At 46.9% G+C, this 25,161-nt stretch carries 24 protein-coding genes and 2 tRNA genes; 13 read left to right on the forward strand and 13 right to left on the reverse strand.

The features are described from left to right. Positions 1 to 9: 9 nt before the first annotated feature. Entirely contained in the window at positions 10 to 417 is a 408-nt protein-coding gene (locus ACZ5PW_RS07990; protein WP_464559659.1) for a response regulator, read from the reverse strand. A 32-nt stretch (positions 418 to 449) separates the two neighbouring features. Beyond that, entirely contained in the window at positions 450 to 1,067 is a 618-nt protein-coding gene (locus ACZ5PW_RS07995) for a D-sedoheptulose 7-phosphate isomerase (RefSeq protein ID WP_464559661.1), read from the reverse strand. Between the two features lie 166 nt (positions 1,068 to 1,233). On the opposite strand from ACZ5PW_RS07995, the gene ACZ5PW_RS08000 reads away from it, so the two are divergent. From ACZ5PW_RS08000 to ACZ5PW_RS08020, 5 genes are all read left to right on the forward strand, one after another. Next, positions 1,234 to 2,340, forward strand: coding sequence for a glycoside hydrolase family 3 protein (locus ACZ5PW_RS08000; RefSeq protein ID WP_464559663.1), 1,107 nt, complete (start codon positions 1,234 to 1,236; stop codon positions 2,338 to 2,340). 113 nt (positions 2,341 to 2,453) lie between these two features. Then, the gene (locus tag ACZ5PW_RS08005) at positions 2,454 to 2,759 is read left to right on the forward strand and encodes a DUF1844 domain-containing protein (RefSeq protein ID WP_464559665.1); all 306 of its coding nucleotides are present in this window, start codon (positions 2,454 to 2,456) and stop codon (positions 2,757 to 2,759) included. 234 nt (positions 2,760 to 2,993) lie between these two features. Then, positions 2,994 to 4,046, forward strand: a complete 1,053-nt coding sequence (argC, locus tag ACZ5PW_RS08010) for an N-acetyl-gamma-glutamyl-phosphate reductase (RefSeq protein ID WP_464559667.1) — start codon at positions 2,994 to 2,996, stop codon at positions 4,044 to 4,046. Positions 4,047 to 4,153: 107 nt separating this feature from the next. Beyond that, positions 4,154 to 5,407, forward strand: coding sequence for an EAL and HDOD domain-containing protein (locus ACZ5PW_RS08015; RefSeq protein ID WP_464559669.1), 1,254 nt, complete (start codon positions 4,154 to 4,156; stop codon positions 5,405 to 5,407). A 21-nt stretch (positions 5,408 to 5,428) separates the two neighbouring features. After that, on the forward strand, positions 5,429 to 6,331 hold the full coding sequence (locus tag ACZ5PW_RS08020) for a CheR family methyltransferase (RefSeq protein ID WP_464559671.1): 903 nt from the start codon (positions 5,429 to 5,431) through the stop codon (positions 6,329 to 6,331). Positions 6,332 to 6,354: 23 nt separating this feature from the next. Here ACZ5PW_RS08020 and ACZ5PW_RS08025 read toward each other — a convergent pair whose 3' ends face one another. The 4 genes from ACZ5PW_RS08025 to ACZ5PW_RS08040 form a co-directional block, all read right to left on the reverse strand. Then, positions 6,355 to 6,732, reverse strand: a complete 378-nt coding sequence (locus ACZ5PW_RS08025; protein ID WP_464559673.1) for a response regulator — start codon at positions 6,730 to 6,732, stop codon at positions 6,355 to 6,357. Positions 6,733 to 6,883: 151 nt separating this feature from the next. Further along, a complete protein-coding gene (locus ACZ5PW_RS08030; RefSeq protein ID WP_464559675.1) occupies positions 6,884 to 8,443 on the reverse strand; it encodes a DNA repair protein RecN in 1,560 nt (519 codons plus the stop codon). A 14-nt stretch (positions 8,444 to 8,457) separates the two neighbouring features. After that, the gene (locus tag ACZ5PW_RS08035; RefSeq protein ID WP_464559677.1) at positions 8,458 to 9,300 is read right to left on the reverse strand and encodes an ABC transporter permease; all 843 of its coding nucleotides are present in this window, start codon (positions 9,298 to 9,300) and stop codon (positions 8,458 to 8,460) included. After that, on the reverse strand, positions 9,300 to 10,292 hold the full coding sequence (locus ACZ5PW_RS08040; protein WP_464559679.1) for an ABC transporter permease: 993 nt from the start codon (positions 10,290 to 10,292) through the stop codon (positions 9,300 to 9,302). Before ACZ5PW_RS08040 ends, ACZ5PW_RS08035 begins: the two co-directional genes overlap by 1 nt. A 276-nt stretch (positions 10,293 to 10,568) precedes the next feature. Here ACZ5PW_RS08040 and ACZ5PW_RS08045 point away from each other — a divergent pair. Continuing rightward, positions 10,569 to 10,644, forward strand: a tRNA-Ala gene (locus tag ACZ5PW_RS08045). A 94-nt stretch (positions 10,645 to 10,738) separates the two neighbouring features. On the opposite strand, the gene ACZ5PW_RS08050 is transcribed toward ACZ5PW_RS08045, so the two are convergent. Beyond that, positions 10,739 to 11,401 carry a YaaA family protein gene (locus ACZ5PW_RS08050; RefSeq protein ID WP_464559681.1) on the reverse strand — a complete coding sequence of 221 codons (663 nt, stop codon included), beginning with the start codon at positions 11,399 to 11,401 and terminating at the stop codon, positions 10,739 to 10,741. Between the two features lie 298 nt (positions 11,402 to 11,699). Here ACZ5PW_RS08050 and ACZ5PW_RS08055 point away from each other — a divergent pair, with 298 nt between their 5' ends. The 3 genes from ACZ5PW_RS08055 to ACZ5PW_RS08065 all read left to right on the forward strand — a co-directional run bounded on the left by ACZ5PW_RS08055 (position 11,700) and on the right by ACZ5PW_RS08065 (position 14,880). Beyond that, positions 11,700 to 13,688, forward strand: a complete 1,989-nt coding sequence (locus ACZ5PW_RS08055; RefSeq protein WP_464559684.1) for a GNAT family N-acetyltransferase — start codon at positions 11,700 to 11,702, stop codon at positions 13,686 to 13,688. A 10-nt stretch (positions 13,689 to 13,698) separates the two neighbouring features. After that, positions 13,699 to 14,289 carry an SET domain-containing protein gene (locus tag ACZ5PW_RS08060; protein ID WP_464559686.1) on the forward strand — a complete coding sequence of 197 codons (591 nt, stop codon included), beginning with the start codon at positions 13,699 to 13,701 and terminating at the stop codon, positions 14,287 to 14,289. Between the two features lie 144 nt (positions 14,290 to 14,433). Next, on the forward strand, positions 14,434 to 14,880 hold the full coding sequence (locus ACZ5PW_RS08065) for a GNAT family N-acetyltransferase (RefSeq protein ID WP_464559688.1): 447 nt from the start codon (positions 14,434 to 14,436) through the stop codon (positions 14,878 to 14,880). A gap of 49 nt (positions 14,881 to 14,929) precedes the next feature. Here ACZ5PW_RS08065 and ACZ5PW_RS08070 read toward each other — a convergent pair whose 3' ends face one another. The 6 genes from ACZ5PW_RS08070 to ACZ5PW_RS08095 form a co-directional block, all read right to left on the reverse strand. Next, entirely contained in the window at positions 14,930 to 15,136 is a 207-nt protein-coding gene (locus tag ACZ5PW_RS08070; protein ID WP_464559690.1) for a hypothetical protein, read from the reverse strand. After that, positions 15,129 to 15,578, reverse strand: a complete 450-nt coding sequence (locus tag ACZ5PW_RS08075) for a MarR family winged helix-turn-helix transcriptional regulator (protein WP_464559692.1) — start codon at positions 15,576 to 15,578, stop codon at positions 15,129 to 15,131. The genes ACZ5PW_RS08070 and ACZ5PW_RS08075 overlap by 8 nt, the downstream gene beginning before the upstream one ends. A gap of 3 nt (positions 15,579 to 15,581) precedes the next feature. Continuing rightward, positions 15,582 to 16,205 (reverse strand): cysteine hydrolase family protein, encoded by a 624-nt coding sequence (locus tag ACZ5PW_RS08080; protein WP_464559694.1) that lies wholly within the window; start codon positions 16,203 to 16,205, stop codon positions 15,582 to 15,584. Between the two features lie 158 nt (positions 16,206 to 16,363). Then, complete coding sequence (locus ACZ5PW_RS08085) at positions 16,364 to 17,878, reverse strand: 4Fe-4S binding protein (protein ID WP_464559696.1); 1,515 nt, start codon at positions 17,876 to 17,878, stop codon at positions 16,364 to 16,366. A gap of 2 nt (positions 17,879 to 17,880) precedes the next feature. Next, complete coding sequence (locus tag ACZ5PW_RS08090) at positions 17,881 to 18,780, reverse strand: DUF362 domain-containing protein (protein WP_464559698.1); 900 nt, start codon at positions 18,778 to 18,780, stop codon at positions 17,881 to 17,883. 413 nt (positions 18,781 to 19,193) lie between these two features. Then, the gene (locus ACZ5PW_RS08095; protein WP_464559700.1) at positions 19,194 to 21,413 is read right to left on the reverse strand and encodes a mechanosensitive ion channel family protein; all 2,220 of its coding nucleotides are present in this window, start codon (positions 21,411 to 21,413) and stop codon (positions 19,194 to 19,196) included. A 269-nt stretch (positions 21,414 to 21,682) separates the two neighbouring features. On the opposite strand from ACZ5PW_RS08095, the gene ACZ5PW_RS08100 reads away from it, so the two are divergent. From ACZ5PW_RS08100 to ACZ5PW_RS08115, 4 genes are all read left to right on the forward strand, one after another. After that, positions 21,683 to 22,084 carry a cytochrome c3 family protein gene (locus ACZ5PW_RS08100; protein WP_464559702.1) on the forward strand — a complete coding sequence of 134 codons (402 nt, stop codon included), beginning with the start codon at positions 21,683 to 21,685 and terminating at the stop codon, positions 22,082 to 22,084. A 134-nt stretch (positions 22,085 to 22,218) separates the two neighbouring features. Then, positions 22,219 to 23,184 carry a hydrogenase small subunit gene (locus ACZ5PW_RS08105; RefSeq protein WP_464559704.1) on the forward strand — a complete coding sequence of 322 codons (966 nt, stop codon included), beginning with the start codon at positions 22,219 to 22,221 and terminating at the stop codon, positions 23,182 to 23,184. A 28-nt stretch (positions 23,185 to 23,212) separates the two neighbouring features. Then, on the forward strand, positions 23,213 to 24,874 hold the full coding sequence (locus tag ACZ5PW_RS08110) for a nickel-dependent hydrogenase large subunit (protein WP_464559706.1): 1,662 nt from the start codon (positions 23,213 to 23,215) through the stop codon (positions 24,872 to 24,874). 159 nt (positions 24,875 to 25,033) lie between these two features. Continuing rightward, positions 25,034 to 25,109 (forward strand) — tRNA-Ala (locus ACZ5PW_RS08115). Positions 25,110 to 25,161 lie beyond the last annotated feature (52 nt).

Genomic DNA, 25,161 nt, shown 5'->3' on the forward strand with positions numbered 1-25,161 from the left:
GAGTTTTCCTTAGATCAAGCCGAATTTGCTCATTTCAGCCTGAATTTTTTCTTCAGTGATAGGTTTGGTAATATATGAAATGGCTTCGCACTGGAAAAAGGCCCGGGAAGCCTTGGAATCATCGTCAAGCGCGGTGGTTATGATCGCCTTTGTTTTTTCATCTTCGGGAGTTTCATCCTTCTGTTCTATATCCCTGATTTTTTCAAGGGTCTGCAGGCCGTCCATGCCCGGCAGGATGATATCCATGAATATCAGCTGATACGCTTCTCCTGAGTTTCTCTTTTTCTCGTACTTTTCAAGAGCCTCTTCGCCGCTGGCTGCACAGGCTATTTCCGATTCTTCCCCGGTAACGTCCTTGAGTATTTCCCGGAGGTACATTCTGCTGGTGTTACTGTCTTCAACAACCAGTATTCTCATAATTGACGGCTCCCGTTTTTATCTAGGTCCGTTTACTCTGCATTCAGATAAGGTTCCAGTTCAGTGACCGCTTCAAATAAAAAGTGATCTATCAGGTGACAGAAAAGATGCCCGACAGCTATGTGAACTTCCTGAATCAGAGCGGTGTCCTTGGCTGGGACACTAATTATGTGGTCACATATGGGCAGCATTTCTCCCGCGCTGAGTCCGGTCATGCCTATTGTAACCATGCCTTTACGTTTTGCCTCTTTGAGCGCGCTTATGACATTGGGGCTTGTTCCGGATGTGCTGATCCCCACAAGGACATCACCGGGAGCTCCAAGGGCCTGTACCTGTTTTTCAAAAACCATGTCGTAGGAATAGTCATTGCCTATCGCGGTGAGAATGGAAGAGTCGGTGGTCAGGGCTATTCCGGGCAGGGGAGGCCTTTCAAGTTTGAATCTGTTGACCAGTTCCGCTGCCAGATGCTGGCAGTCGGCTGCACTTCCACCGTTTCCGCAGAAAAGAATCTTAGAACCCTGGGCCAGACGGACCGCCATAGCACGTGATACCTCAACCACCAGTTGTGAGTACTGCTCAAAGAAGGCCTCCCGGACTTCAAGGCCGGAGCGGGCATGATCAAGTACCTTTTGCAGCGCTGCTTCTGACATTATTATTTCCTTATGGTTGTTTCGCGTTATAAACGTTTGGAAAAAACCGTTTATAGCAAATCAACCCGTGTGGCAATATGGTTGGATACCCTTGCTAAAGTGCGGGATCGCAAATATAACACATTTTTTCTGAAATATGCATCTAAAAATAAATTGGAGCAAAGTCGTGAATAGACTGATATCCTTAATGATAGCTTTTCTGGTCTCGGTTTCGGTGTGTTCTGCTGATGAAAATATTCCATCTTCAGATGATTTGGAAAAAATGATCGGTCAGATGGTCATGGTCGGATTCCGGGGGCTGGAAGTCGGCCCCGAAAGTCCAGTTGCTGATGATATCCGGTCCGGAGTTGGCGGAGTGGTGCTGTTCAGCAAAGATTGTGTGCTTGAAAACAGCCAGAGAAACATAGCAAGTCCGAAGCAGTTGACCCGTCTGACCGCTGAGTTGCAGAATCTTGCGCAGATTCCGCTTTTTGTGGCTGTTGATCAGGAAGGAGGATTAATTGCCAGACTAACTCCGGAGACCGGGTTCCCTTCAACTCCTTCCGCTGCTGAACTTGGGAACAGCGGAGATTTAAAAGCGGCACTCCGGTCGGGAAAGCTTATCGGTAAGACCTTGAAGTCGGTTGGGATCAATATGAATTTTGCACCGGTCGTCGATGTGAACCGCAACGCCGCTAATCCTGTCATAGCCGGTCTTCAGCGTAGTTTTTCAGATGATCCCGCCATAGTGGCCCGTTTTGCCGATGCTTTTATTGAAGGGCTGCATTCGGAGGGGGTTATTTCATGTCTCAAGCATTTCCCCGGACACGGCAGTTCCGAAGGAGACAGTCACAAAGGGTTCACTGATGTCACGTCAACCTGGGATGATCAGGAGCTTTATCCCTTTGAGAAATTAATCAGGGATGGCCGGGTTGACATGGTCATGACCGCACATATTTTTAATGGGAAGCTTGATGAGAGATATCCGGCGACCCTCTCACGAAAAATTATAAACGGGCTTCTGCGGGAGCGGATGGGTTTTGATTCGATCGTCATAACCGATGATATGGCCATGGGGGCTATAAGTTCTCAATACGATTTTAAAGAGGCGGTCCTGCTGGCGGTGGAAGCCGGCGCGGACATCCTGCTGGTTGGAAATAATCTGTCTTATGAACTGAATCCCGGAATAAGGGTTATCAACACTTTGAAAGAACTGGTCCGGGAAGGTAAAATTTCACATAAAAGAGTCCGGACATCTTATGAACGGATCTTGAAAGTTAAAAACAGAATTTGACCTTCGTTATTTTCCGGTTGCGGATAACTACCGGATCAAGGAAGGAAAGTGCTTGAATCTTGTAGTGATTGTTTTTAGAATCCGCAAGATTACACGCACCAAGGAGTTATGCTATGTCAGATGCTAAGAAATGCGGTTGCGGCAGCGATTACGCCAAAGAAATGCCTATTCCCGAGGTTAATTTTTCGACATTCATAATGTCGTTGAGTTCTTCCGCCATGGTTCATCTTGGTGAAGTCGCGGACCCTTCGACCGGAAAGATTGATTATTCACCTGTTCTTGCCAAACAGTCTATTGATGTACTCGCGTTAATTGAAGACAAAATCAGAAACGGTATGACCGCTGATGAAGAGAAGCTTCTCTGCGAACTTCTTTACAACCTGCGTATGAAATACGTGCAGAAAACCCGTAAAGATTAATCCTCCGCACTGCAACTTTATCCGGGGCGGCATTGAAATTCAATAGTCTTTTTATGAATTGTGATTGCCGTTACACCTGATACCTACAGTGGGTTGGGCCGGGGTTTTTATTCATCCGGGTGATAACCGGTTTAGGGATCCTGCGGTCTTTTGAGCAGCTATTTTGTTTAAGCAAGAGTTTCTTACCTCTTTTCAAATGCGCTTGGGCGCAATAAAATTTCAAGGATATATGTAATGAGTGCGATACCCGTAGGTCTTGTAGGTGTAACCGGATATACCGGGATGGAGCTTGCCAGAATTCTGAACAACCACGGCAAAATGGAACTTGTCCGGGTCACTTCTCGTGCTGAGGCCGGGAAAAAGCTGGCTGAGATCTATCCGTTCCTTAATGGAATGGAACTTGGTGAATTGGAAATAACTACTCCGGACATTGATGATCTTGAAAAGAACTGCGAACTGGTTTTTTTGGCAGTACCTCATAAAACCGCCATGAATATCGGCGGGGAACTCTACGACCGTGGTATCAAAGTTGTTGATTTGAGTGCGGATTTCAGGATCAGGGATCGAAAGACCTATGAAGAATGGTATAAAGTAGAGCATACCCGCGAGGATCTGCTTCCTGAAGCTGTCTACGGCCTGCCTGAATTCTACCGTGAAAAGGTGAAGGGTGCTTCTCTGGTGGCAAACCCCGGTTGCTATCCCACTTCAGTCATTGTCGGGCTTACTCCGGCTCTCAGAGAAGGTTTCATCGAAACTGACGACATCGTTATCGATGCTAAATCCGGTGCTAGCGGGGCGGGCAGAGGAGCTAATGTAGGCACTTTGTTCTGTGAGGTTGCCGATTCATTCCGGGCTTACGGACTGACCACTCACCGCCACACTCCTGAAATAGAACAGGAGCTTTCTGTTGCCGCCGGAAATGATCTCACTGTCTCTTTCAACACCCATCTGCTGCCTATCGACAGAGGGATTTTATCAACAATTTATGCCAGGATTAAAAAAGGGGTAACAGCAGAGGAGATCCGCAAAGCTTATGAAAAGGCCTACGGCAGCGAAAAGATGATCCGGCTGCTTCCTGATGGGCAGCTTCCTGAAACCCGCTGGGTCCGGGGAACGATGTTCTGCGATGTGGGTCTGGTCTGCGACTCCAGAACAGGAAGGCTGATCGTTTTGACTGCTATCGACAACCTTTGTCGCGGGGCTTCCGGACAGGCAGTTGCCAACGCCAACCTGATGCTGGGATTTGATGAGCACGAAGGATTACTTTTATCTCCTATGATGCCTTGATCAGGGGATATGATATATTTTCACGTTGAAACGGTCACTGTGCTGGGTTAAGGTGGATTATCTTGATTATCAAAAAGTAGTTAGAGTTCTAAAAGGTGGCGGATAGTATGGCTCATGAATCTGAATTGTTTCTAGATTCTTTTTTTGTGGCCCGGCAGCCTGTTTTTGATGTAGGCAGGACCGTCTGGGGATATGAACTTCTTTTCAGAAATTCCGCAGACAGCGGTGTAGCTGTAATTGGCAATGAGGACGCGGCAACTTCACAGGTAATCGCGGACGGCTTCGGTCTTATTCAGGATGATATAAGTGAAGGTCAACGGCTGCTGGTTAATTTTCCGCGCAATATGCTGCTTGAAAATGCGGCAGACCTTCTTCCTTCAGATGTATGTGTGGTTGAAATTCTGGAGCATGTTGAGCCTGAGCCTGAAATAGTTGCAGCTTTGGAAAAGCTTAAGGAATGTGGGTATGTAATAGCTCTTGACGATTATGTAGGGCAGGATGGGTTTGAGCCTTTTCTGGAGCTTGCAGATATCATCAAGGTCGAATGCCTGGGGCTTGAGCATGAAAGACTTTCGGAAATTGCCGCCAATCTCAAAAAGTATGATGTTAGTTTGCTGGCTGAAAAGGTAGAAGACAATGAAATGTTTATGCTTTGCAAAGAGCTTGGCTTTGAACTTTTTCAGGGTTTTTTCTTCAGCCGTCCTGAAATAATTCCCGGCAAGAAGATCTCTACAAGTAATCTTAACCGCATGCAGTTGTTGAAATCTGTTAGCGGAGATGAATTTGATGTTGATGACCTTACAAAGGCTATCAACTCCGATGTGTCCATCAGTTACCGCCTGCTGCGCTTTATGAATTCCCCCACATTTGGGCTTTCCAATACCATAAATTCTATCCAGCAGGCCGTTGTCCTAATTGGGCATAAAAAACTGGCCGGATGGCTGCGGGTTATACTGCTCTCGGATATGTGTTCCGGTCCTGCTGGAAATGAACTTGCCTTCTTGTCCATCAAACGAGCAAAATTTCTTGAGTTGCTTGCCAATGAAAAGAGTGTGAACCTTCCAGCCGAGTCTATGTTTCTTCTGGGATTGTTTTCACTTCTCGATACTTTGATGGGCCGCCCGATGGATGAGCTTTTAAAAGAACTGCCTATTGAAAATGAACTTGCTCTGGCATTGACTCAAAAAGAATCCTCTGCATCTGTGTGGCTTGACCTGGTGCGAGCTTTTGAAAAGGCGGACTGGAATACTCTTGGCAAACTGATAGCTGAAAACAACCTTTCGCCTCTGTCTGTTGCCAGAAATCATATGGCAGCGATGCAGTGGGCCAATGAAGTGGTCTCTATTAATAAGATCGAATAATGATCTTATAGGGGAAGTCTGTTGAAAATCGACAGGAAGGAATATGATCTCATTCGTGAGGAAATTTATAAGCTTTGCGGGTTAACAATTTCCGAGGGGAAAGAGTATCTAATCGAACATCGTTTCTCAGCTCTTTTCAAGGCGAGGGGGTGCAGATCATGGATGGAGTTTTATGGATTGCTCAAATCTGGTGATTCATCTTTCCGGGATGAAGTGATTTCCTGTATCAGCACAAATGAAACCAGTTTTTTCAGAGACTCTCACCCGTTTACCATCATTAAAAAAGAGATTCTTCCAAAGCTTGTGAAGGAGCACAAAAAGAGGTCCGGGATTCGTATCTGGTGTGCTGCCTCTTCCACGGGACAAGAGCCGTATTCCCTGGCTATGCTGATTCATGATTTCTGCAGCGGGTCTGGCGTAAAAGTCAATCCATCTGATTTTTCCATTTTGGCAACGGACATTTCCAGAAAAGTGCTGGAGAGGGCAGGGGAAGGTGTTTTCAGCAATCTGGAGATATCACGCGGCTTGCCGGCTAATTACAAGAATTTTTTCCAGAAAATACAAAATGGATGGAAATTGAATGACGATGTGAGATCGCTGGTGCAGTTTAAGAAATTCAATCTGATGAAGTCATTTACTTCACTTGGAAAGTTTGATTTCGTGATGTGCCGCAATGTTCTTATCTACTTTGATGATCAGACCAAAGTGGACATTGTTCACCGAATACATTCGCTGCTGCCGGAATCCGGTTATCTTATGCTTGGATCTACTGAAACTCTCTCAGGACATACAGACAGGTTTATGCCTGAGCATATCGGTCCTGTGATACTGTACAGAAAAGTATCAGGCCTGAAAGGAAGCGGCTTGAGTTCATATAAGGGATTGAAAAGCAGAGGTGGGACTTCAGTCCGAAAAATCAGTTAGCCTTAGTTCGGCAATCTGCATGTTTATACATCGTATTTACTGCCGAAAAGAGTTCTTATCTTCTGGATAAACAAGTCCATGTCTGCCACCGGCTTCAGAAGCACATTATCTGAAGAAATTCCGTATGCTCTTACATCCGGTGGAACAGCATAATCTACAGATCCTGTGTGGATTATAAAATCCATGTCCGGGTGAATCTGTTTCAAGTGTATAATGAGGTCATTACCATGCATAACAGGCAGACGCATGTCGACAATGGCAATGTCCGCCTCTTCCGTCTTCATCAGTGTAATCGCTTCTTCCGCGCTCCCAACTGATATGACGTCAAGACCTTCATCCTCAAGGTAGTCTACAAGATTCTCTCGGACCATCTGTTCATCATCAACAACCAGAATTCGCATATAATTTCCATCCTTAATCCGGTTTCGGGATTCGTAGCTGAGAGCTTAATTCTCTGAATAGCTACTGCAATTCCATACGGCTTCATTACTTCCAATCATAAGGCAATGTAATTTTAATGGCAATGAAAATGATTCAAACAGTGGGACGATTCTATTCAATACCGGCCATTCTCTCCAGTTCCGCTTTCACTTCTTTTTTATTCAGCTGACGGCAGGTGGTAAATGTCTCTTTGTCCACAACCCCTTTGTGAATGAGGAAGTGGCGCTCGGAAAGTTCGGCCAGTTGCGGCCAGTGAGTGATAACAATTAGCTGCTGCTGTGCCGCTAATTCCTGCATTTTTTCACCCACCCGGTTGAGGGTGTGTCCGCCGATTCCGGAGTCTACCTCATCGAAAATAAGGGTAGGTCTTTCGGATTCTCCCTGCAGCCCGGTTATCGTGAGTAGAAAGCGGGAAAGTTCACCGCCGGATGCGATTTTGTCCAGAGGCTGTGCCGCCTGTCCGGGGTTGGGAATCCACATGAGTCTGCCACGCATTTCATGAAGTCCGGGGTACAGTTCGTGTGGTCTGAATTCAAATTGAACCTGAACATGTTCAGAAAAACCGAGGCCTTTAAGCTCTTCAACAACTTTACTGGTAAATTTATTTGCCGCTTTTTTACGGGCAGCCGCCAGTTTTTCAAGGGCTCCGGCAAGCTGTCCGGCAAGCTCCTTCTCTTCCTTTTCTATCTGGGCAAGTTCAAGGGCGCAGGAGTCTAGAAAATCCAGATTGTCTTGTATTTCTTTTTGCAGGTCTACTATCTGGTCAAGGGTTCGACCCAGCTTGCGTTTAAGTTTGGATAGCTCGTAAAGGCGTGCTTCGATATCATCTATGGAATCCTCTGAATCGAAATCAAGGGGCTGTGCCCTGAGCTTGCCTGCAAGTTCATCCAGGTAGTGTCTGAATTCAATAACGGTTTCACGGTCCTCATCAAATTCTGGAAAAAGAGCACATATCCTCTCCATTTCGGAGCTCAAAGCAGCAACCCCGCCAGAAAGATCAGGAGCACCGCGCATGAGATCCATCGCATTCTGAATGCATTGCCCTGCGTCTTCCTGTGCGCGGAGTTTATTCTTCTTTTCAAGAAGTTCATCTTCTTCACCGGGGTAAGGAGCTACTTTTTCAATTTCCCTGCTCTGATATTCCAGAAAATCCTTCTTTTCCAGCAGTGAAGCAGAGCGTTTTTTCAGCTCTTCCTTTTGGGTAAGGATGCTTCGCAGTTTTGAGAGAATGCTGTCTTTTATTTCCGGAAGGGAAGGGTCAGCGAGAAATGAATCCAGAATGCGGCACTGAAATGCCGGTTGCAGAAGTTTTTGCTGAGCGTGCTGGCTTGTGTGCAGGATCATTGACGCGCCCAGTTCCCGGATTGTGTTCTGCGAGCTCAGTTTGTCGTTTACATATATCCTGCTGCGTCCGCTTGAAGCGGAAAGAACACGCCGTACGATTATTTCATCCCCGTCTGGATGTATGAATATTGCTTCAACTTCGGCTTTGTCCTTGCCGGGACGGACCATATCAGGACGCATTTTCTGTCCTGTAAGAAAGTCAATTGCCTTGAGGATGAATGATTTACCGGCTCCGGTTTCACCTGTGAGCACATTCATTCCCGGGGCGAATTCAATTTCAGCGTCTTCAATCAGCGCGAGATTTTTAATTCTTAGCAGTTCAAGCATGTTATGATTACCGTCTACTGTTTCAGTCTGGGGTCAAGGATGTCCCGCAGGGCTTCTCCCAGCAGGTTGTAGCCAAGGACAGTAAGTAAGATTGCCATTCCCGGGAAAACTGATAGCCAGGGCGCAATTTCTAGCACTTCCTTTCCTTCCATAAGCAGGTTGCCCCATGAAGGATCGGGTGGCTGTACGCCGAGGCCCAGAAAACTGAGCGATGATTCCACAAGAATTGCTCCGGCTACGCCAAGAGTGGCTGAAACCAGAACAGGAGTGATGGCATTTGGAAGAATGTGAGTCAGCATGATGCGCAGCGGGCCCGCTCCTGAAAGTCTTGAGGCCTGCACGAAATCCCGTTTGCGCAGGGAAAGTGTTTCAGCCCGGACAAGTCTGGCGACTCCCATCCATGAAGTGAAGCCGATGACAATCATTATGTTCGTCAGTCCGGGTTCCAGAAACGCTATGACCGCAAGAATGAGGAAAAATGAGGGAAAACAAAGCATAACGTCAACCCCTCGCATTATTATCTCGTCCACGAGGCCCCCGAAGTATCCGGCAGCAAGGCCCAGAGCCAGTCCTATGGCCGTGGAGATTCCCACAGCTACAAAGCCGACCCACAGTGAAACCCGCCCGCCATATAGCATACGGGCAAAAACATCACGCCCAAGGGCATCGGTTCCAAAAAAATGCTCAAAGCTTGGTGGCTGCAGAAGCTGGTCCACGTTCAGCGCAAAAGGGTCGTACGGAGTCAGCAGTGGGGCGAATACTGCCGCCAGCGAAACAGTTCCAACCAGAAATATTCCAAGGTAAAGCAGTCCATATTTCTGAAGTCTGGATGGAGGAGAGAGAGGCTTCTTTTGCATCAGTCCTTACCTCCGGCCCGTATGCGCGGATCTGCCAGCCCGTAAGCGAAGTCTGCAAGCAGGTTGCCCGCAAGAGTAAGAAGGGCCCCAAGAACAAGGGAGCCCATTATCAGTGAATAGTCTCGGGCCATAACCGCTCCGTAAAACAGTTGCCCGAGTCCCGGTAGGGCAAAAATGGATTCAATAATGACACTTCCGCCTATAAGTCCCGGTATGGATAGCCCAAGAATCGTTATGACCGGCAGGAGGCCGTTGCGCAGTGCATGCTTGAAAAGCACCTTGTGCATAGGAAGACCTTTGGCTTTGGCTGTTGTAATGTAGTCCTGACGAAGAACTTCAAGCATTGAAGAACGCATGAAGCGGGACATCCCGGCCAGACTTCCGAAAGTGTATATGAATATGGGCAGCGCCAGATGTCTCGCAAGATCAACCATTTTGCCCCATGGTGAAAGCAGTTCGTAATCAAGGGAAGTCAGCCCCGAAATCGGGAAAATCGGATAATATATTCCCAGCCAGAGCATAAGCAGCAGGGCCAGCCAGAATCCGGGAACCGCGAAGCCGATAAAGACAAAAACCGTCATGCCCCGATCAAACCAGCCTCCTTGCCGCCACGCTGAATACATGCCTATGGGAATAGCAATCATAAGCGTCAACAGAAGTGATGCCACGTTCATTCCGAAAGTCAGGGGCAGTCTTTCTTTTATGCGATCCCAAACGGGGCGGCGGTCACCGGACATGGAGAGCCCGAAGTCAAACTTTGCCAGTCTTGTTACCCAGTTTATGTATTGCTCGTGCAGAGGCTTATCCAGACCATACAACTTTTCGAGTTTCTGGCGTGTTTCAACTGTTGCGGTAGGGTTCAAAGTGGTCTGCATGTCCGTAGGTGATCCGGGGGCAAGGTGGATTACCCAGAAGCTTATGACGGTGATGCCTATGAAAACCACTGCAACCCATGCAAATTTAGATAAAATTTTCAGACCGATGTCGAGCATGGTACCTCGTGAACAGCTAGCGGGGTTAATATCTTGAATTGGGCATAAGATAATCGAACTTTACTGAAGTGGCAATAGGGTTGTTTTGTAAAAGTAAACTTTGTGTGTTGTTTAGTTTTACTGTTCGCCATATTGCGATTGTTGATCTATGCCGTTACTAGTTTTTTTTATACTGATTGTCCTGATTAATCTGTAAACTTCGATAAATTTAAAATAATTGAAAAAGCTTGTTGACAGTGAAGTCCGTCTTGTATAAACACATTTCTCACAGCGAGTGGGGCTGTAGCTCAGTTGGGAGAGCGCTTGAATGGCATTCAAGAGGCCGTGGGTTCAATTCCCTCCAGCTCCACCACTTAAATTTACGATTAAAAAAGGACCATTTAGCTTAGTCAGCTATGTGGTCCTTTTCTTTTGCTGTCCCTGTCTTTGAGATAGAGCCGCCAAGGTCAAATTTCCTTTAAAAAAACTTCACCAGTCCACTTATAGCCTTCTTCCTTGAAATCCTTGAAACGTTCTGGATCAGTAACATTATTTTCAATCAGCCATCTGACAAACCTGCCTTTGATGTGCTTACCCTGATGACCTGCGGGCATCTTTTTACCTGCTTTTTTCAAGACAAATTCAACCGCAATTCCATTCTTGTATTTCACGGCTTTCTTGTGTGCCTGTGGTAGTAAATCTATGACAAATTTATCTTCAAGTTTCTTGAAATTGGAATTCAGCCATAATTTGGCAGCTTTCAACTTGTCAATTTTCAGACGATAATTGGGAATCAGATCTGTCGGTCTGACAAGACCAAACAGCCCTGATACGATTAACACTCTGCTGTTAAAATCAGATTTGTTTTTCAAAGTCTGGTACTCAATAGCGTCATAAACAACACCTGTATAACGTTCAATCGCCGGCATTGTTTTTGAGCTCAGGATTTCCTTGTTAACAGTGATTGCTTTTTCTAGAGCCTTTTCCTTGAGTCCATACATTTTTTTTGGATCAGCTTCTTTAATGGCTTCAATTAAGTCTTCAGTAATACCTGATACAGACTTTAAAGGATCACTATTGCCTCCTTCGGCCTTACCCTCGGATGGTGGAATCAAGATAATATTGTTCATTGTTCTGTCTTATGTTTTTAATTTATTGATAATTTTGAATTAATTTATAGGATATTAAACTAACCAGTCAAAGCTTTTTTTATCTGGCTGAACCAAGTTGGAAAAAAGATGGAGCTACACAGCGGAAAGTTGTCACTGCATTATCTGTGATGACTTTTTATTTTTAAGTATTTGTAATAATGTAGTTTAATTGTGTGTATTTCTGTTTACCGGCGAGTGCGTTAGGTATATTTGTGTTTTTGTCCTAAAAGTTTTTTCCCGTCGCTGACGGGTATATATCATAACCGGAGGCGAAAACATGAACACTGCGTGTCAGACCATCGCTGAAACTTCCAGCACTCCCCAGATTCGGGAGGCAACGCTTGATGATCTTAATTTTCTCGAAGATCTTGAGAGGGAGAGCTTTGCCAAGAGCCGGCGAAGCTCAAGAAAGAGTTTGCGCAACAGTGTACTCAGTACCAGTCAGCTTGTACTGATCATTGAAAGAAAGGATGGAAAAAGGTCGCACATCAGGATGGGCGCGGCCATAGTGCTTCTTTATAAACGGTCTCTGCGTATCTATTCCCTAGCTATAAAAGAGTGTTACCGGATGAACAGAGCAGGGGAAGCTCTTTTAAGGTACATTATGAATTTCGCCGTCAGTCATGGATATGAGCGGATATCATTGGAAGCCGATATTAATAACTGCATGCTGGTGGATTGGTATCGCAGATTCGGGTTTGAGCCGGTTCGTCCTTTGACTGATTACTATGGACCGGGAGAATCTGCACTGCGCATGGTCCTGATGCTTTCAAAATTGAATAATGTCCAGGAGCGCATGATTATTGTTGTTGACGATGTCAAGCAGGTAAGCTCCTGGTCGGCCGGTATTAACTTCTGTGCCGCCCATGATTATCTGTCCGATCTGAACTACGCTAACTCAAGCCGGTTTCAGGTTCTCAACCTTTGCAGTTCCCACAAAACTCATTCTCTGGGGTATTATGTGTCCCTGCTGGCTTCGGCCCGCAATCATCTTGTGGTTCCTTCGGTGATGAACATGAAGGATGCCACCAGCACAGTTGTGGCCCAAAGTCTGCTTGATGAGATCAAGGATTATATAGAAGGGCATCTTCAGGATGGAGAGGGAGATGATTTTGAATTGACGGTTATTCTTGGAAAGACCGTTAATCCCCGGCACAAAGTCCTTGCCCGGAAATTATTTGCTCTGTTTTCCATTCCTTTTTTCACTCTTTATCTTCAACGCAGGGAAGGGTGGAAATTAAAGAAAATCAAAGCCTTGTCCCTAAAGAGCATTCTCGGCAGTAATAAGGAGCTGTTCGGTGAGGCTCTGTCCGGTTATTGCAGGAAAAGGTACAATCGTCCCCGGCTGAAACATTTCAAGTATGATCTGGCTATACTGGTGAACCGTAATGAATTGACTCCGCCTTCCTGTCCCAAGGCCCTTGAGCGATTCCGGAAAGCGGCAGAAAAGATCGGTTTTTATGTGGAGTTTATCACCCAGGCTGACAAACATCGTATTTGCGAATTTGATGCATTGTTCATCCGGGAAACAACCGCCATTGAGAACCATACCTACGGCCTTTCACGCCACGCTTATACAGAGGGACTTGTTGTCGTGGACGACCCCTGGTCGATCATGCTCTGTTCAAACAAGGTATATCTGCAGGAACGGCTTGCAAATGCCTGTGTTTGTCAACCAAGAGGTTGGTTCCTTACCCGGAGAAAAATCAAGACGGATTTTTTGAAAACCCTTCCGTTTCCGCTTGTTCTCAAATTGCCGGAGAGTTCTTTTTCCCAGGGAGTATTCCGGGTGGGAAACCTTGAAGAATTGAAGTCAAGACTGGGCGAGATGTTCAAGCAGACCGATCTTGTCATTGCGCAGGAATTTCTCATTTCCGATTTCGACTGGCGTATCGGACTATTGGATAATAAACCATTGTTTGCCTGTAAGTATTACATGGCCCGAGACCATTGGCAGATATATAACTGGGCGTCCGGCGATTCTGGAGGTTTCAGCGGAAGCCACGAAACTGTTTCTGTCGATAACGTTCCGTCAGGTATTTTGAAGGCTGCAGTGAATGCCTCATCGCTGATCGGTAACGGACTTTACGGGGTCGATCTCAAAGAGATCAACGGTAAGGCTTATGTCATTGAGGTGAACGATAACCCCAACATTGATGCCGGGGTTGAAGATGCGTGTCTTGGCGATAAGCTTTATGAATGCATCATGCGTTCAATATTTAATAGAATCGAAGCAGAACGTCAGCAGGTTCGCTACGTTTGTTAAGGAGGGCTGGATGATTCATCCAGATACAGTTGTCAGGGCGGTTTCCCCGTATATAGGGAATGGTGTTTTCGCAACCAGAGATATTCCCAGAGGCACAATCGTTGTTGTCCGGGATAAGTATGACTCCTGTTTTTCATTCGAAGAATTCAACTGCCTTCCGGATATAGTGCGTGAATCGATGGAAACATATGTCTATCACGACAAGGATGGTCGGCTCGTTTTGAGCTGGGATCATGCGCGTTTCATGAACCACAGTTGTTGCAGTAATACCATGATGACTGATTATCAGCTGGAGATAGCGGTCAGGGACATAAAAGCCGGTGAGCAGATTACCACTGAGTATGGTTTGCTTAATATTCAGGAATGCTATGATATCCATTGCGGCTGTGACGGATGCCGGGGGAAGCTGCGTCCGGACGATATTGATGTGTTCGGGGAAAAGTGGGATGAACAGATTATGGCGGCCCTGACTGCAGTGCCGGATGTTTATCAGCCATTATGGGAGTTGATTTCATCGGGAATAAGGTCCCGGCTGGAAGCGTTTATTGCTGATGATGGCACTTATTCTTCTATCCGTAATCTTAAATGGCGCAGGGATTAAAACTGACTTGAATATTCCCGGCTAGCGTGGATTTTTCTGTGCGGAAATTCTCCGTTTCTAATTCATTAGAAAATGATCATGATTGGAAAGATATGTATAATTATCAACAATATTCTGTTGTGTAACTTCAAATGAGGAGAATAAATGCAGGTCAAACCGCTCAGTGATGAATATATTGATGAATTTGTGGATGTAGTTGATGAGTATCGTGAATTCTGTGGTTTTGAGAGGGATAAGTTTAAAACCACAGAATTTTTTCAAAGAGTTTCAGATAATCATGAGGCGGTAACATTTCTGGCAATAAGCGATAAAAACGAAGTTATGGGATTTGTTAATCTGTATCCTTCTTACTCTACTCTGGCTTTGAAAAGAATATGGATATTGAATGATCTGGGTGTTTCCAGTAAATTCAGAAGATTGGGAGTGGCCAATGTGCTTATTGATAAAGTTCTTGAGTATGCCAGATCCACAAACGCCATAAGAGTTGAGCTTAAAACCGGTGCAGATAATTTCAATGCCCAGAAGTTATATTCCAAACTCGGATTCAAAATCGATAAGAGTAATGTCTATTACAGAGTGCCTGTAGATTAAAACCAGATAGGCTGACCGTTTAGCCGGGCAGCCTATCATTTTACATAAGCTAAGATAAGTGCTGACTCTTTCGGTCTGCCTTATTTATAATGGGCATGATGATGAAGATCATGGCCGGAACCATAATCGTGCTGATGACAAATGTCTGGGCAAACAACGGAAGCTGTATGCCTGTCCAGCGGATTGTGTAGCTGAGAAGTGTGACCAGCATCCATACGCACCCCCAGACTTGAAAAGTAAATATGAGTTTATTCATCGTTACTCCTGAGCCCGGTCATGAATTCCTCGATCGTCTCATAGTACCCGGGGAGTATTGAGTTCAGCTTTTCCCTGCCTTTTTCAGTCAGAGCAATCAGCTTTGCGCGCTTGTCTTTTTCGTGTCCGGAAACAGTTATCATCCCGGATGCCTCGAGGTTTTTCAGCGTACGGGTCATAACAGGCTTGGACACATCCAGCTTTTTCAGAATATCACTGGCTGTATGCTGTATTTCCCTCTCCCTGTCCAATATAGCTATGATCAGGAACCGCAGCTGGGAAAAATCATGTTTGGAGAAATACTCGTCAAGCTGCCGCAGCAATATACTGGCTTGCCTCATCAGCAGGAGTGCATTTTCCACCATGTCCACTTTCATCTCCGGGAAACGTCTGTGGTATTGCTCCAGGATATCCCGTGTCGGCAGTTCTTTCAGGAAAAACATTAGTTATCCTTTAATGAAATTAATCAGAGATTCGGAATTAACTGACTCACCGAAGTGGTGAACCACATGCTTCAAAACGTGCTCATGTTGCGCCTCTTCAAACGCTGCACAAGCATCTTCCACGATATAGGCGTTATATCCGAGGTCGTGGGCTTCCCTCAAAGATGATTCAACGCAGACATGCGTTGCGAATCCCATGAAGAAGAGATTTGCAATATCGTTATTTCGCAGGAACGGGTCAAGGGTTGAGTTCTTCAATACGCTTGCCCCGGAACGTCCTGATACGATAAATTCTTCTTCCTTTGGAACAAAAGGTTCTACAAATCCGGAACCGTCCTTTTGCCATGTTTTCGCCATTGGAATGGCCTTTCTTAACCCCAGAACATTTTTCCCCTGATTGAACAGTCTGTAGGTAGGGTCAAGACTCAGATCAAGCCCGGCATGGGCAATCGTGAAATTGTATTTTCTCGCTGATTCGAGCACTTTGGCTGCATTCTGAACAGCAGCCTGGAATGGTTCCTTGTCTTTGATGAGGCGGGTCTGCAGAATTCCGTCTTCGGCAAGCCATTCGTTCTGGAACTCGATAAGCACAATTGCTGATCTGGATTTTGTTATGCCATGCAACATACTAATCTCTCCTTGGTTTAGTGCTTCATTTTTCGTAACAGTTATCATGATAACTAAGTTCAGTTCTTCCTATTGTCAAGAGCCATTTAATTCAACTGCTCGCCTTGAACCTCTTTACTCTTTGATTCACCGGGATTTATTCAAAACAGCAAATGGAATCAGAAAGGGAAATCTTCTTTGCCTAAGGGTGTTTTCAGTTTTCCAAAGTCGGGCTTGTCAGCTTGTTTTTGAGTTGCGTTTCCTTCAACCCAGATTGCCCGGAAGGGGCGGGAGGGACAGATAAATTCGCATGCTCCGCAGCCGATACAGGTTTCGGTTGTTATTGTAGGTTCTTTCAATTTTCCTTTTGGTTTCATGGATACAGCTTTCGTGGGGCAATGCTCGGCGCATGCGCCGCAGTCTGTTTTACGGGTGCGCACTATGCAGTTTTCTATTTCGAGTTTTACCTGCCCAATCTGCCTGCGCTGCTTGGTTTCCAGATCCAAGGGGAGAATGGCTCCGTTGGGGCATACTTCTCCGCAACTGGTGCATTGAAAATTGCAGAACCCGAAGTCAGGATTCAGATGGGGCAGTAAAGGTTTTCCTTTGCCGAGTTCAAGCAGGCTGGGTTGAAGGACCTGGGAGGGGCAGCGGGCCACACAAGTGTGGCATCCAGTGCAGAGAGAAGCATAGCGGGCCATTGACTCTGCCCCGGGGGGCAGAATCGGAGTGCTGCGTCCGGTAGGAATTATGCTCAATGTATCGGGCGTTTTTTTGGGTGTGGCGAAGAACAGTCCCGGAAGTGCGAATGTTTTTTGTAAAAAGGCCCGGCGTTCAATTCTAGTCGGGACATTACTTTTTGTAGATGAGTTTTTTCTGGCACTCTTGAAGGATATTGCCCCTTCGGGGCATGAGCTTTCACAATTGAAGCAGGATACGCAACGGCTCATATCAATTACCCGCGATTTTAAATCAATGCAGGAAGCCTTACAGATTCTTTCGCATCGTCCGCACCCGGTGCACTTGTCCGATATTTGAAACTTAAAACGTTCTTTCCGGGCGATAAGTCCCAGAAGCGCTCCCAGCGGACAGATGAGGTTGCAGTATGTTCTTCCGCTCCGCCACGCAAGTGTTGTAACTAAAGCTGTATAGCCAAGAATGAATGCCAGAACCGGTAACGCATAGCTCCGGTATGGTATAGGGGGGATACTGTAGTTGCCAGCCTGCTCAAGGAGCATAGCGGCGGAATTGTTTATCAATATGGCAGCCGGGCGGAAAAGCTCCGCCGATATTCGCCCGAAACTTGCGTAGGGATCAAGCAGGGTCACAGTCAGCAGACTCCCCGCCAGCAGGGGAATAACTGCTATTGCCAGAAATATATATCGAACAGGATTTGCGGGTTTGAATTTATAACGCCGTTTTCGTTTCAGACGGGATATGCAGTCAAACAGAACTCCAAGTGGACAGAGGAAAGAGCAGTATATACGACCCCATACCATAGTAATAAGCAGAATCAGCAGAACGGAGATTCCGGCAGCCATGTCGCCCGAACTGAGTTTGAGGGCCGAGGGAGTGAACTGGAACCAGAGCAGCCAGCGGGACGCCTTGTCCGGGATTATTGAGTGCAGGTCCAGACCATAAATGAGTATGGTCAGTAAGCTGAGCGTTCCGATGGCGATACGCAGGAGCCGCATGTTTACAATGCCAGACGGGCGATGTTTAATGTGGACAGGTCCATGTTGCCCGTTCCGGACTCGTGAGCCAGCGTGATATGCCGTACGTCTGACGGCTCAAGTCCGAATATGCGGGCAGCTGCGGCGTCACAGGCAATCATGTCTGTGCCAAGCACCTGCATTTTCAGGGTACTTACATCTTCCACCGAATATCCGCGCGGACCGTTGCGCATCAGAGCCCGGTATCCGTCCACAACGACAAGATCCGGCTTGCGTACTGAGGCGAAATCAGCAATACACTGGTGCAGATCGTTCCGATGCCATGCAGGACGGTCATAAACGACTCCCATAAGGTTCTTCATGGATACGGTCATGGTTCCGCCGCCGTGATGCTTTATAATGGGAACATTAATCACCACATCAGCATCAAGAAACAGTTCATGTACTTCGACTTTATGTAATCGTCTGGCGTTTGGTATCCGGACTTCCCGGTAGTAGCGGCGGTTGTTGGCAGGGACAACTTTGCCTCCGGCATTTTTAACGGCAGACTCAATCCCGCTGTTCTGGTAGGCATCGCGCCAGTTGTCGCAGGTGTGGTCGAAGACGAGGACTTCCTTTGCTCCGGCTTCAAGACTGCGCTTTACGATGTGTGCAACCAGACCGGGATTGGTGTTAGCCGCTCTTTCAGGCTGGACATCCCAGCCTATGTTGGGTTTTACGACCACAGTCTGCCCCGGTTTGACAAAAGCACTCATTGTTCCGAGGACAGCTATTCCCTCATCGAACATTTTCTCGGGCGAACCGTTACGCACTGCCACCATATCATGCGGTTTGGCAGCAACGGCAGTAGGCAGGTTTGCGAAACTGACCGCGCCTGTTGCGAGTGCTGCTGCGCCCAGTTTGATGAATTCTCTGCGTTTCATGGATTTCTCCTGTGCTGAAAAGATCGCTGATGTTTATATATAATGTATTTTATGGGTGGAAAAAGCAAATACAGTCTGCCGGTAGTACAACTGAAGGATATTAATGATAGATAAGTTAATGATCTTTAAATGTTGCTGTTTTTGATTCTTGAATCTGCGATTTTTTGGGGGAAGATTGGCAGCAGGGCAAGGCCTCGACTGAAGTTATAAGCCTATTTCTTCAGCAGGTGGCAGAAAAAGAGCACCGTGTATTCTTGAATACGCGGTGCTCCTGCTTTTTAAAAACTCTTTGTGTTTTATGTTCTTGATAGGCCGGTATTAACTGTCCTGCCAATACCCTATGTTTTGTTTGGCCGATGGATTCAACTTCAAAAGCGTATCCATCCTTATCAATTTTCTGGGTGTTTATCCCGCTATTCCTTGTTCTTGCTCTCGTCACTTGCCGCTAATCCGGTTTCCGCAGCCGCGGCCGCGATGGTCGTGAGCTGTTCTTTGGTGAGAACGGCATTCTCCAGATTCGGGACATGGACGGTTACTTTGCGCGGCGCGAATTCAATTCCATTGGCAGCAAATGCTTCACGGACACGGCGGAACACCTCTTTTCGTAGTGAAAACTGATCTCCCGGACGGCAGCGGAATTTGATCCTTGTAACCTGTGAAGAATCATCAATCTCTTTAACTCCCTGAGATTTGATGGGGGAAAGCAGCAGTGGACCCAGCTCTTCATCTTCCGCAATCTTTTTACCCATTTTCTTGATAATCTTCCGTACTTTTTCCGGGTCGACATCAAAGGGGATTCTTACTTCGAGCTTCATGGCGGTCCAGTCCCTGCTGAAGTTGGTAACCGAACCAAGTGAGCCGTAAGGTATAATCTGAAGTTGTCCCCGGCTGTGCCTCAGGCTGATGGAACGGACCGAGATGCGCTCCACTGTTCCTTTTAGCCGCCCGGCTTCCACATAGTCTCCTATGCGAAAGGCATCATCTACGAGGAAAAAGACACCGGAAAGGACGTCCTTCACCAGAGTCTGGGAACCGAAGCCTACAGCAAGGCCGAATATTCCCGCACCGGCAAGCAGCGGAGCGATGTTGACCCCTACTGAGGTCAGGATAATCAGCGCGCTCATGATAACGATACTGATCAGCAGAAACTTTTTAAGAAGGGTCAGCAGGGTGTTTTTACGCGACCCACCCTTGCCCATTTCTTCCATTTCCTCTCCGTCATCATCCTGACCGTCAAATTGCGCATCAATAAGTCCGCTGAGATATTCCCAGATCAGGTAGCTGACCAGAACGGTGACGAATATGCTTAGCGCTCCTTTGGAAAACGCCGGACCGATATTGAAGGAGAGTCCCCATACTCCCAGTAGGTAAAATCCCAGCCCCAGGGCCAGAATGGTCCTGAGAGCAGAGTGTACATGGCTTATATATATGAAGCTGTTTGTTGTTTCCTTCTCGTCTTGGTCCTTGGATTTTTTTTTGCCCGCCATATTTTTGAGTGCAGCGAAGAGAGTCATGTCCAGAAGAATTATTCCCGGTACTGAAACCAGACTGATCAGCAGTGCTCCGACCATATCCTTGCCTTGAAGAAGGCTTGTCTGGCGTAGAAAAACGAGAAAGAGAAGGTAGGCTGAAGCAAGCCTGTGCCAGTTATTGGCAAGCCAATATCCGGCCGCTCCCTGTTCTTGTCCGTGGTAATTTTGGAGAATGTAGTTTTTGAGATGGTTTTTGTTTTTCCAGATCAGGGCAAGCAGGAGGGAAGTGGGGATGATTATTTCAAGCATGAACAGTGCTTCGAAGGTTTCGTCCGCCAGTCCCATCATTGAAAGACTATAAATAACCCGGGCGAAAAGAGGCGAGAGTATCATTGTCAGCGAGAGCCAGAAAGTCAGTTCTTTCGCGGCGTAGTCGGTGATGGGCACAAAACGTGATTCGCTGGAGTGTGGCGAAAAAAGAAATTTGATAATCAGTATGCCGATTCTGGCTCGGGTGATTGGGATCAGGAATCCGCCGGCCAGCAGTTCAATGTTTTTGCCCGCCGGGGCAAGCAGAACTATGATGTTGATTGTGGAGTAGAGGAAGATGAGAAAATAACCGACCTCGAATCCAGTCAGAATCAGGTCATTTATAAGTCTTTTGAAGAGATTTCCCGTTGGCGCTTCTTCCACTTTGTGTCTTAGTCTTCTGGTCAGAAGCCTTGCAGCCCATTCAACGCAAAGACCTGCCCCGTATATGAAAAGTACCACTCCGATCATATACAGAAGCCTACCAGTCCCCTGACCCAGAGTGAGTTTATCAAGCGCTTTGGATATTTCCTGCGGGGCTATTCTGAATCCCTCGGCTACGTAGGCGGTTCCTTTCTTCATCGCCTTATAACTTTTATCTGTCATTTCAATGCTGTCGCGTATTGCCTGCGGCAGTGAAAGAAGGTCACCGGAATCCTTAGCCTTCTGCAGGTCTTCACTGGTGGGTGCGAATCTGGCTTTGTCCTTTTGACTCATCTGGGAAAGTGCTGTGGCTGGATCACCTTCCGGTTCCAGAGCAGGAACAGGCTGTGCCATCGCGACAAAGAGCAATGCTAAAACAGGAATAAGATACAGTACACGGCGACTGTTGCTTTGCAACTGAAAGGTCATTTCAGAAAGCTCCATTGGGGAAATTGTTAAAATTATATCTATCCGGGCAAAACTGCTTATCTCGGAAACATGCTATGGGTCAGGATTGTATTCCAATATTTCAATTATATAAAACACATTGCAAAATTGATAAAGGGTTTAAGGGGGTGCTTGTCTCCACTTATTCTCAAGCTTATTCGGATAGACACTATTAATTACGCAATGTGCTTTTAATAATCACGATTTGTGTTATTGTTTGGATAATAAGAATCTTGTGAAGTGGAGGAATTATGAGCAGAAGGTTTTTCGTTTGTATTGCTGCACTGGTGTTTGCAGTTGTCACGGTTGCCGCGGCCCTTGCTTATGACGTTCCTGATACGATTATTCTGGAGCGCCCCAAAGGCAACAGGGAGTTGAGCGTGTGGGTGAAAAAAGTCAAGTTTCCGCATGGTTTCCACGCTATCAGGGTTTCATGCCAAAAGTGCCATCACAAGGAAAGTGACGAGACTCTCGGAGAATTTGTTGGCTGCAGGCAGTGTCACTCCGGTGATGATCCTAAGGATCCGACAGGTTTTTACCGGGCCTGGCATTCCGAGGGGCCGCCGAGTTGTCTGGGATGTCATACCCAGATGCGGACTGAGGGCGGGAAAAATCCCGTTGGATGTACCACTGCCTGCCATAAACCCGAGTAAGTCAAACATACTCAATGAGTTTGATCACGGTTATTTGATGGCGTGGCTGGTGGCGTTTCAGGTGGACAAAAAATGCTCTGGTGTGTCTGAGGACTACAACTTCAGCAGTAAGCACGTTGCAGAGGAGGAATTTTATGTCAGGCAAGAACAGTTTTGATTCTCTGAAAATGATGGTCGGGGAGACCAAACCGGATAGAAGGGATTTTCTGAAGTTTTGCGGGGCGATGGCTGCCTTCCTAGGAATGGGGCCTGCGTTTGTCCCTCAGGTTGCGGAAGCTCTGATCAGGAAAAAGAGACCTTCAGTTGTTTATCTGCATTGCGCGGAATGCACCGGATGTACCGAAGGGCTTCTCAGGGCCTACCAGCCGTATTTTGACGAGATAATCCTCAACACCATTTCGCTGGATTATTGTGAGACGATAATGGCCGCTTCAGGAGATGCCGCGCACGCTGCACTTGAAAAAGCTCTTGTAAACCCTGAAGGCTATATCTGTGTGATAGAAGGGGCTATCCCTACCTTCCATGGAGGCGAATACGGTAAAGTCGGTGGCGAAACAATGTTTCAGCTTTGCGCCCGTGTTGCTTCCAAAGCCGTAGCCACTATCGCCATGGGCTCATGTGCCAGTTACGGCGGTGTTCAGGCTGCCGCCCCCAACCTGTCGGGAGCCAAGGGAACAAATGATGCTCTGGAGGCTGTCGGAGTCAAGGCAATCAATATCCCCGGATGCCCGCCTAATCCCATGAACTTTGTAGGTACTGTGGTGCATCTTCTCACCAAGGGAATGCCCAAGCTGGATAAGTGGGGCCGGCCGAAGATGTTTTATGCCGACACGGTGCATGCTCATTGCCCAAGACAGGAGCATTTCAACAAAGGCGAGTTCGCGCCGGGTTTTGACAGCGATGAAGCCAGAAAGGGCTGGTGCCTGTATAAACTGGGATGCAAGGGACCGTACACATACAATAATTGCCCCACGGCCCTGTTCAATCAGGTGAGCTGGCCGGTCCAGTCCGGTGCTCCCTGTATAGGATGCAGTGAACCCAATTTCTGGGACGATTATTCCCCGTTTTTCCATCCTATTGAAGATGGCAAGGTAAGTTAAGCCGCCCACCCGGAAGGAGGAGATATATATGAGTCAGAACAGTGCCGGAAACAAAGGCAATCGGTTGATTGTAGATCCGTTGACACGCATTGAAGGCCATTTGAAAATCGAAGTTGAGATTGAAAAGGATATTATTTCAAAGTCATGGATAAGCGCACAGCTGTTCAGGGGAATTGAGCCTATTCTAAAAGGGCGGGACCCTGAGGATGCGCCCCTTTTCACGCAGAGGACCTGCGGTGTCTGTACCAACACCCATGCGCTGACAAGTGTCAGGGCCATTGAGGATGCGGTCAAAGTTAAGGCTCCGCCTTTGGCTAAGTTGATGCGACATCTTATACTTGCCCCGCTCATCGTTCAGGACCATCTGGTGCATTTTTATCATCTGCATGGGCTGGACTGGATAGACATGGCTTCGGCAATCAATGCCGACCCGGTGAAAGCTGCCAAGCTTGTGGCAAAAACAAGTAATCGCAGTGATGATCCTTCAGATCTGTTTATTATTCAAAGGAAGCTCAAAGACTTTGTGGCTTCAGGGCAGCTGGGCTTTCTGGAGAATGCTTATTTTCTGGGGGGTAACCCGGCTTACCATTTCACGCCTGAAGAGAATCTGATTCTGTCGGCACATTATTTTGAAGGGCTGCGTATTCAGCTTGAACTCGGACGCGCAATGGCTCTGTTTGGTGGCAAGAACCCTCATTCACAGACAATAGTAGTCGGAGGAATGACCTGTTACGACAGTTTGAGACAGGAAGTTATTGATCATTACAGGGAAATATGGGCCAAGACTCTTGAGTTTTGCGAAAACGCCATGATGCCTGATATTCTTATGATGACTAAACGGTATCCCGAAGCACTAGAATACGGAAAGACATCAAATTTCATGGCTTTTGATGATTTTCATGATCCGGTTACCGGAAAGGACCCTTACTTCAAGTCCGGTGTTCTGTGGGGTAATGATCTGGCTAAGACCGATAAAATGGATCTGAATCTGATTGCGGAGGATGTTACCCGCAGTTGGTACGAGGGAAACAAGACCCTCAAACCTTACGATGGTGAGACTTCCCCGAAATATACTTCCTATGATGACAAGGAAAAGTATTCGTGGAGTAAGGCTCCCCGTTACAAGGGAGAACCGATGGAAACCGGGCCTCTGGCGCGCCGGGCAATTGCTTATGCCCGTAAGGAGAAGGAAACCAGAGAAATACTGGATGATTTCTTCAAGGCATCAGGTATGAAACCCGCTCAGCTGTTTTCAACCATGGGAAGAACTCTATGCAGGGTGGTTGAGACCGTGATGCTGACCAGAAGGATGGAGGGCTGGATTGATGATACTGAAAAGAGGATCAAATCCGGCGACAACAAAATATACAATAAATGGAAGATGCCTGATACCGCCAAGGGAGTCGGGACCTGTTGCGTAACACGTGGCGGTCTTTCCCATTGGATAAGGATAAAGGGTGGAAAGATTGAAAACTTCCAGCTTGTAGTGCCGTCCACATGGAATCTGGGACCAAGGTGTGGCAATGACAAACTCAGTCCGGGTGAGCAGTCTCTGGTAGGCTGTCCATGTCCTGATCCGGAAAGGCCGGTGGAGATCCTGCGTACAGTGCACTCGTTTGACCCCTGTATAGCCTGTGCCGTACATCTGATTGATGGACGTAACGGAAAAGTTATCAAGATTAAAGGTTAGTAGTTAAGGTTGGTTCTTGTGCAGGTATCAGGTCCGGGCCCAATTGTCGGCCCGGACTTGATTGTTGAAGATCAACAACTTGATAAATAATTTATTACGAATGATAAAAGATGGTTGACAGCAGGCATCGGATTCTTTAAAAACTTTCTCACAGCGAGTGGGGCTGTAGCTCAGTTGGGAGAGCGCTTGAATGGCATTCAAGAGGCCAGGAGTTCAATTCTCCTCAGCTCCACCAGATATTTCAAGGACTTACAATGAAAATTGTAGGTCCTTTTTTCGTTTGTCGG

The organism is Maridesulfovibrio salinus (assembly GCF_055394525.1).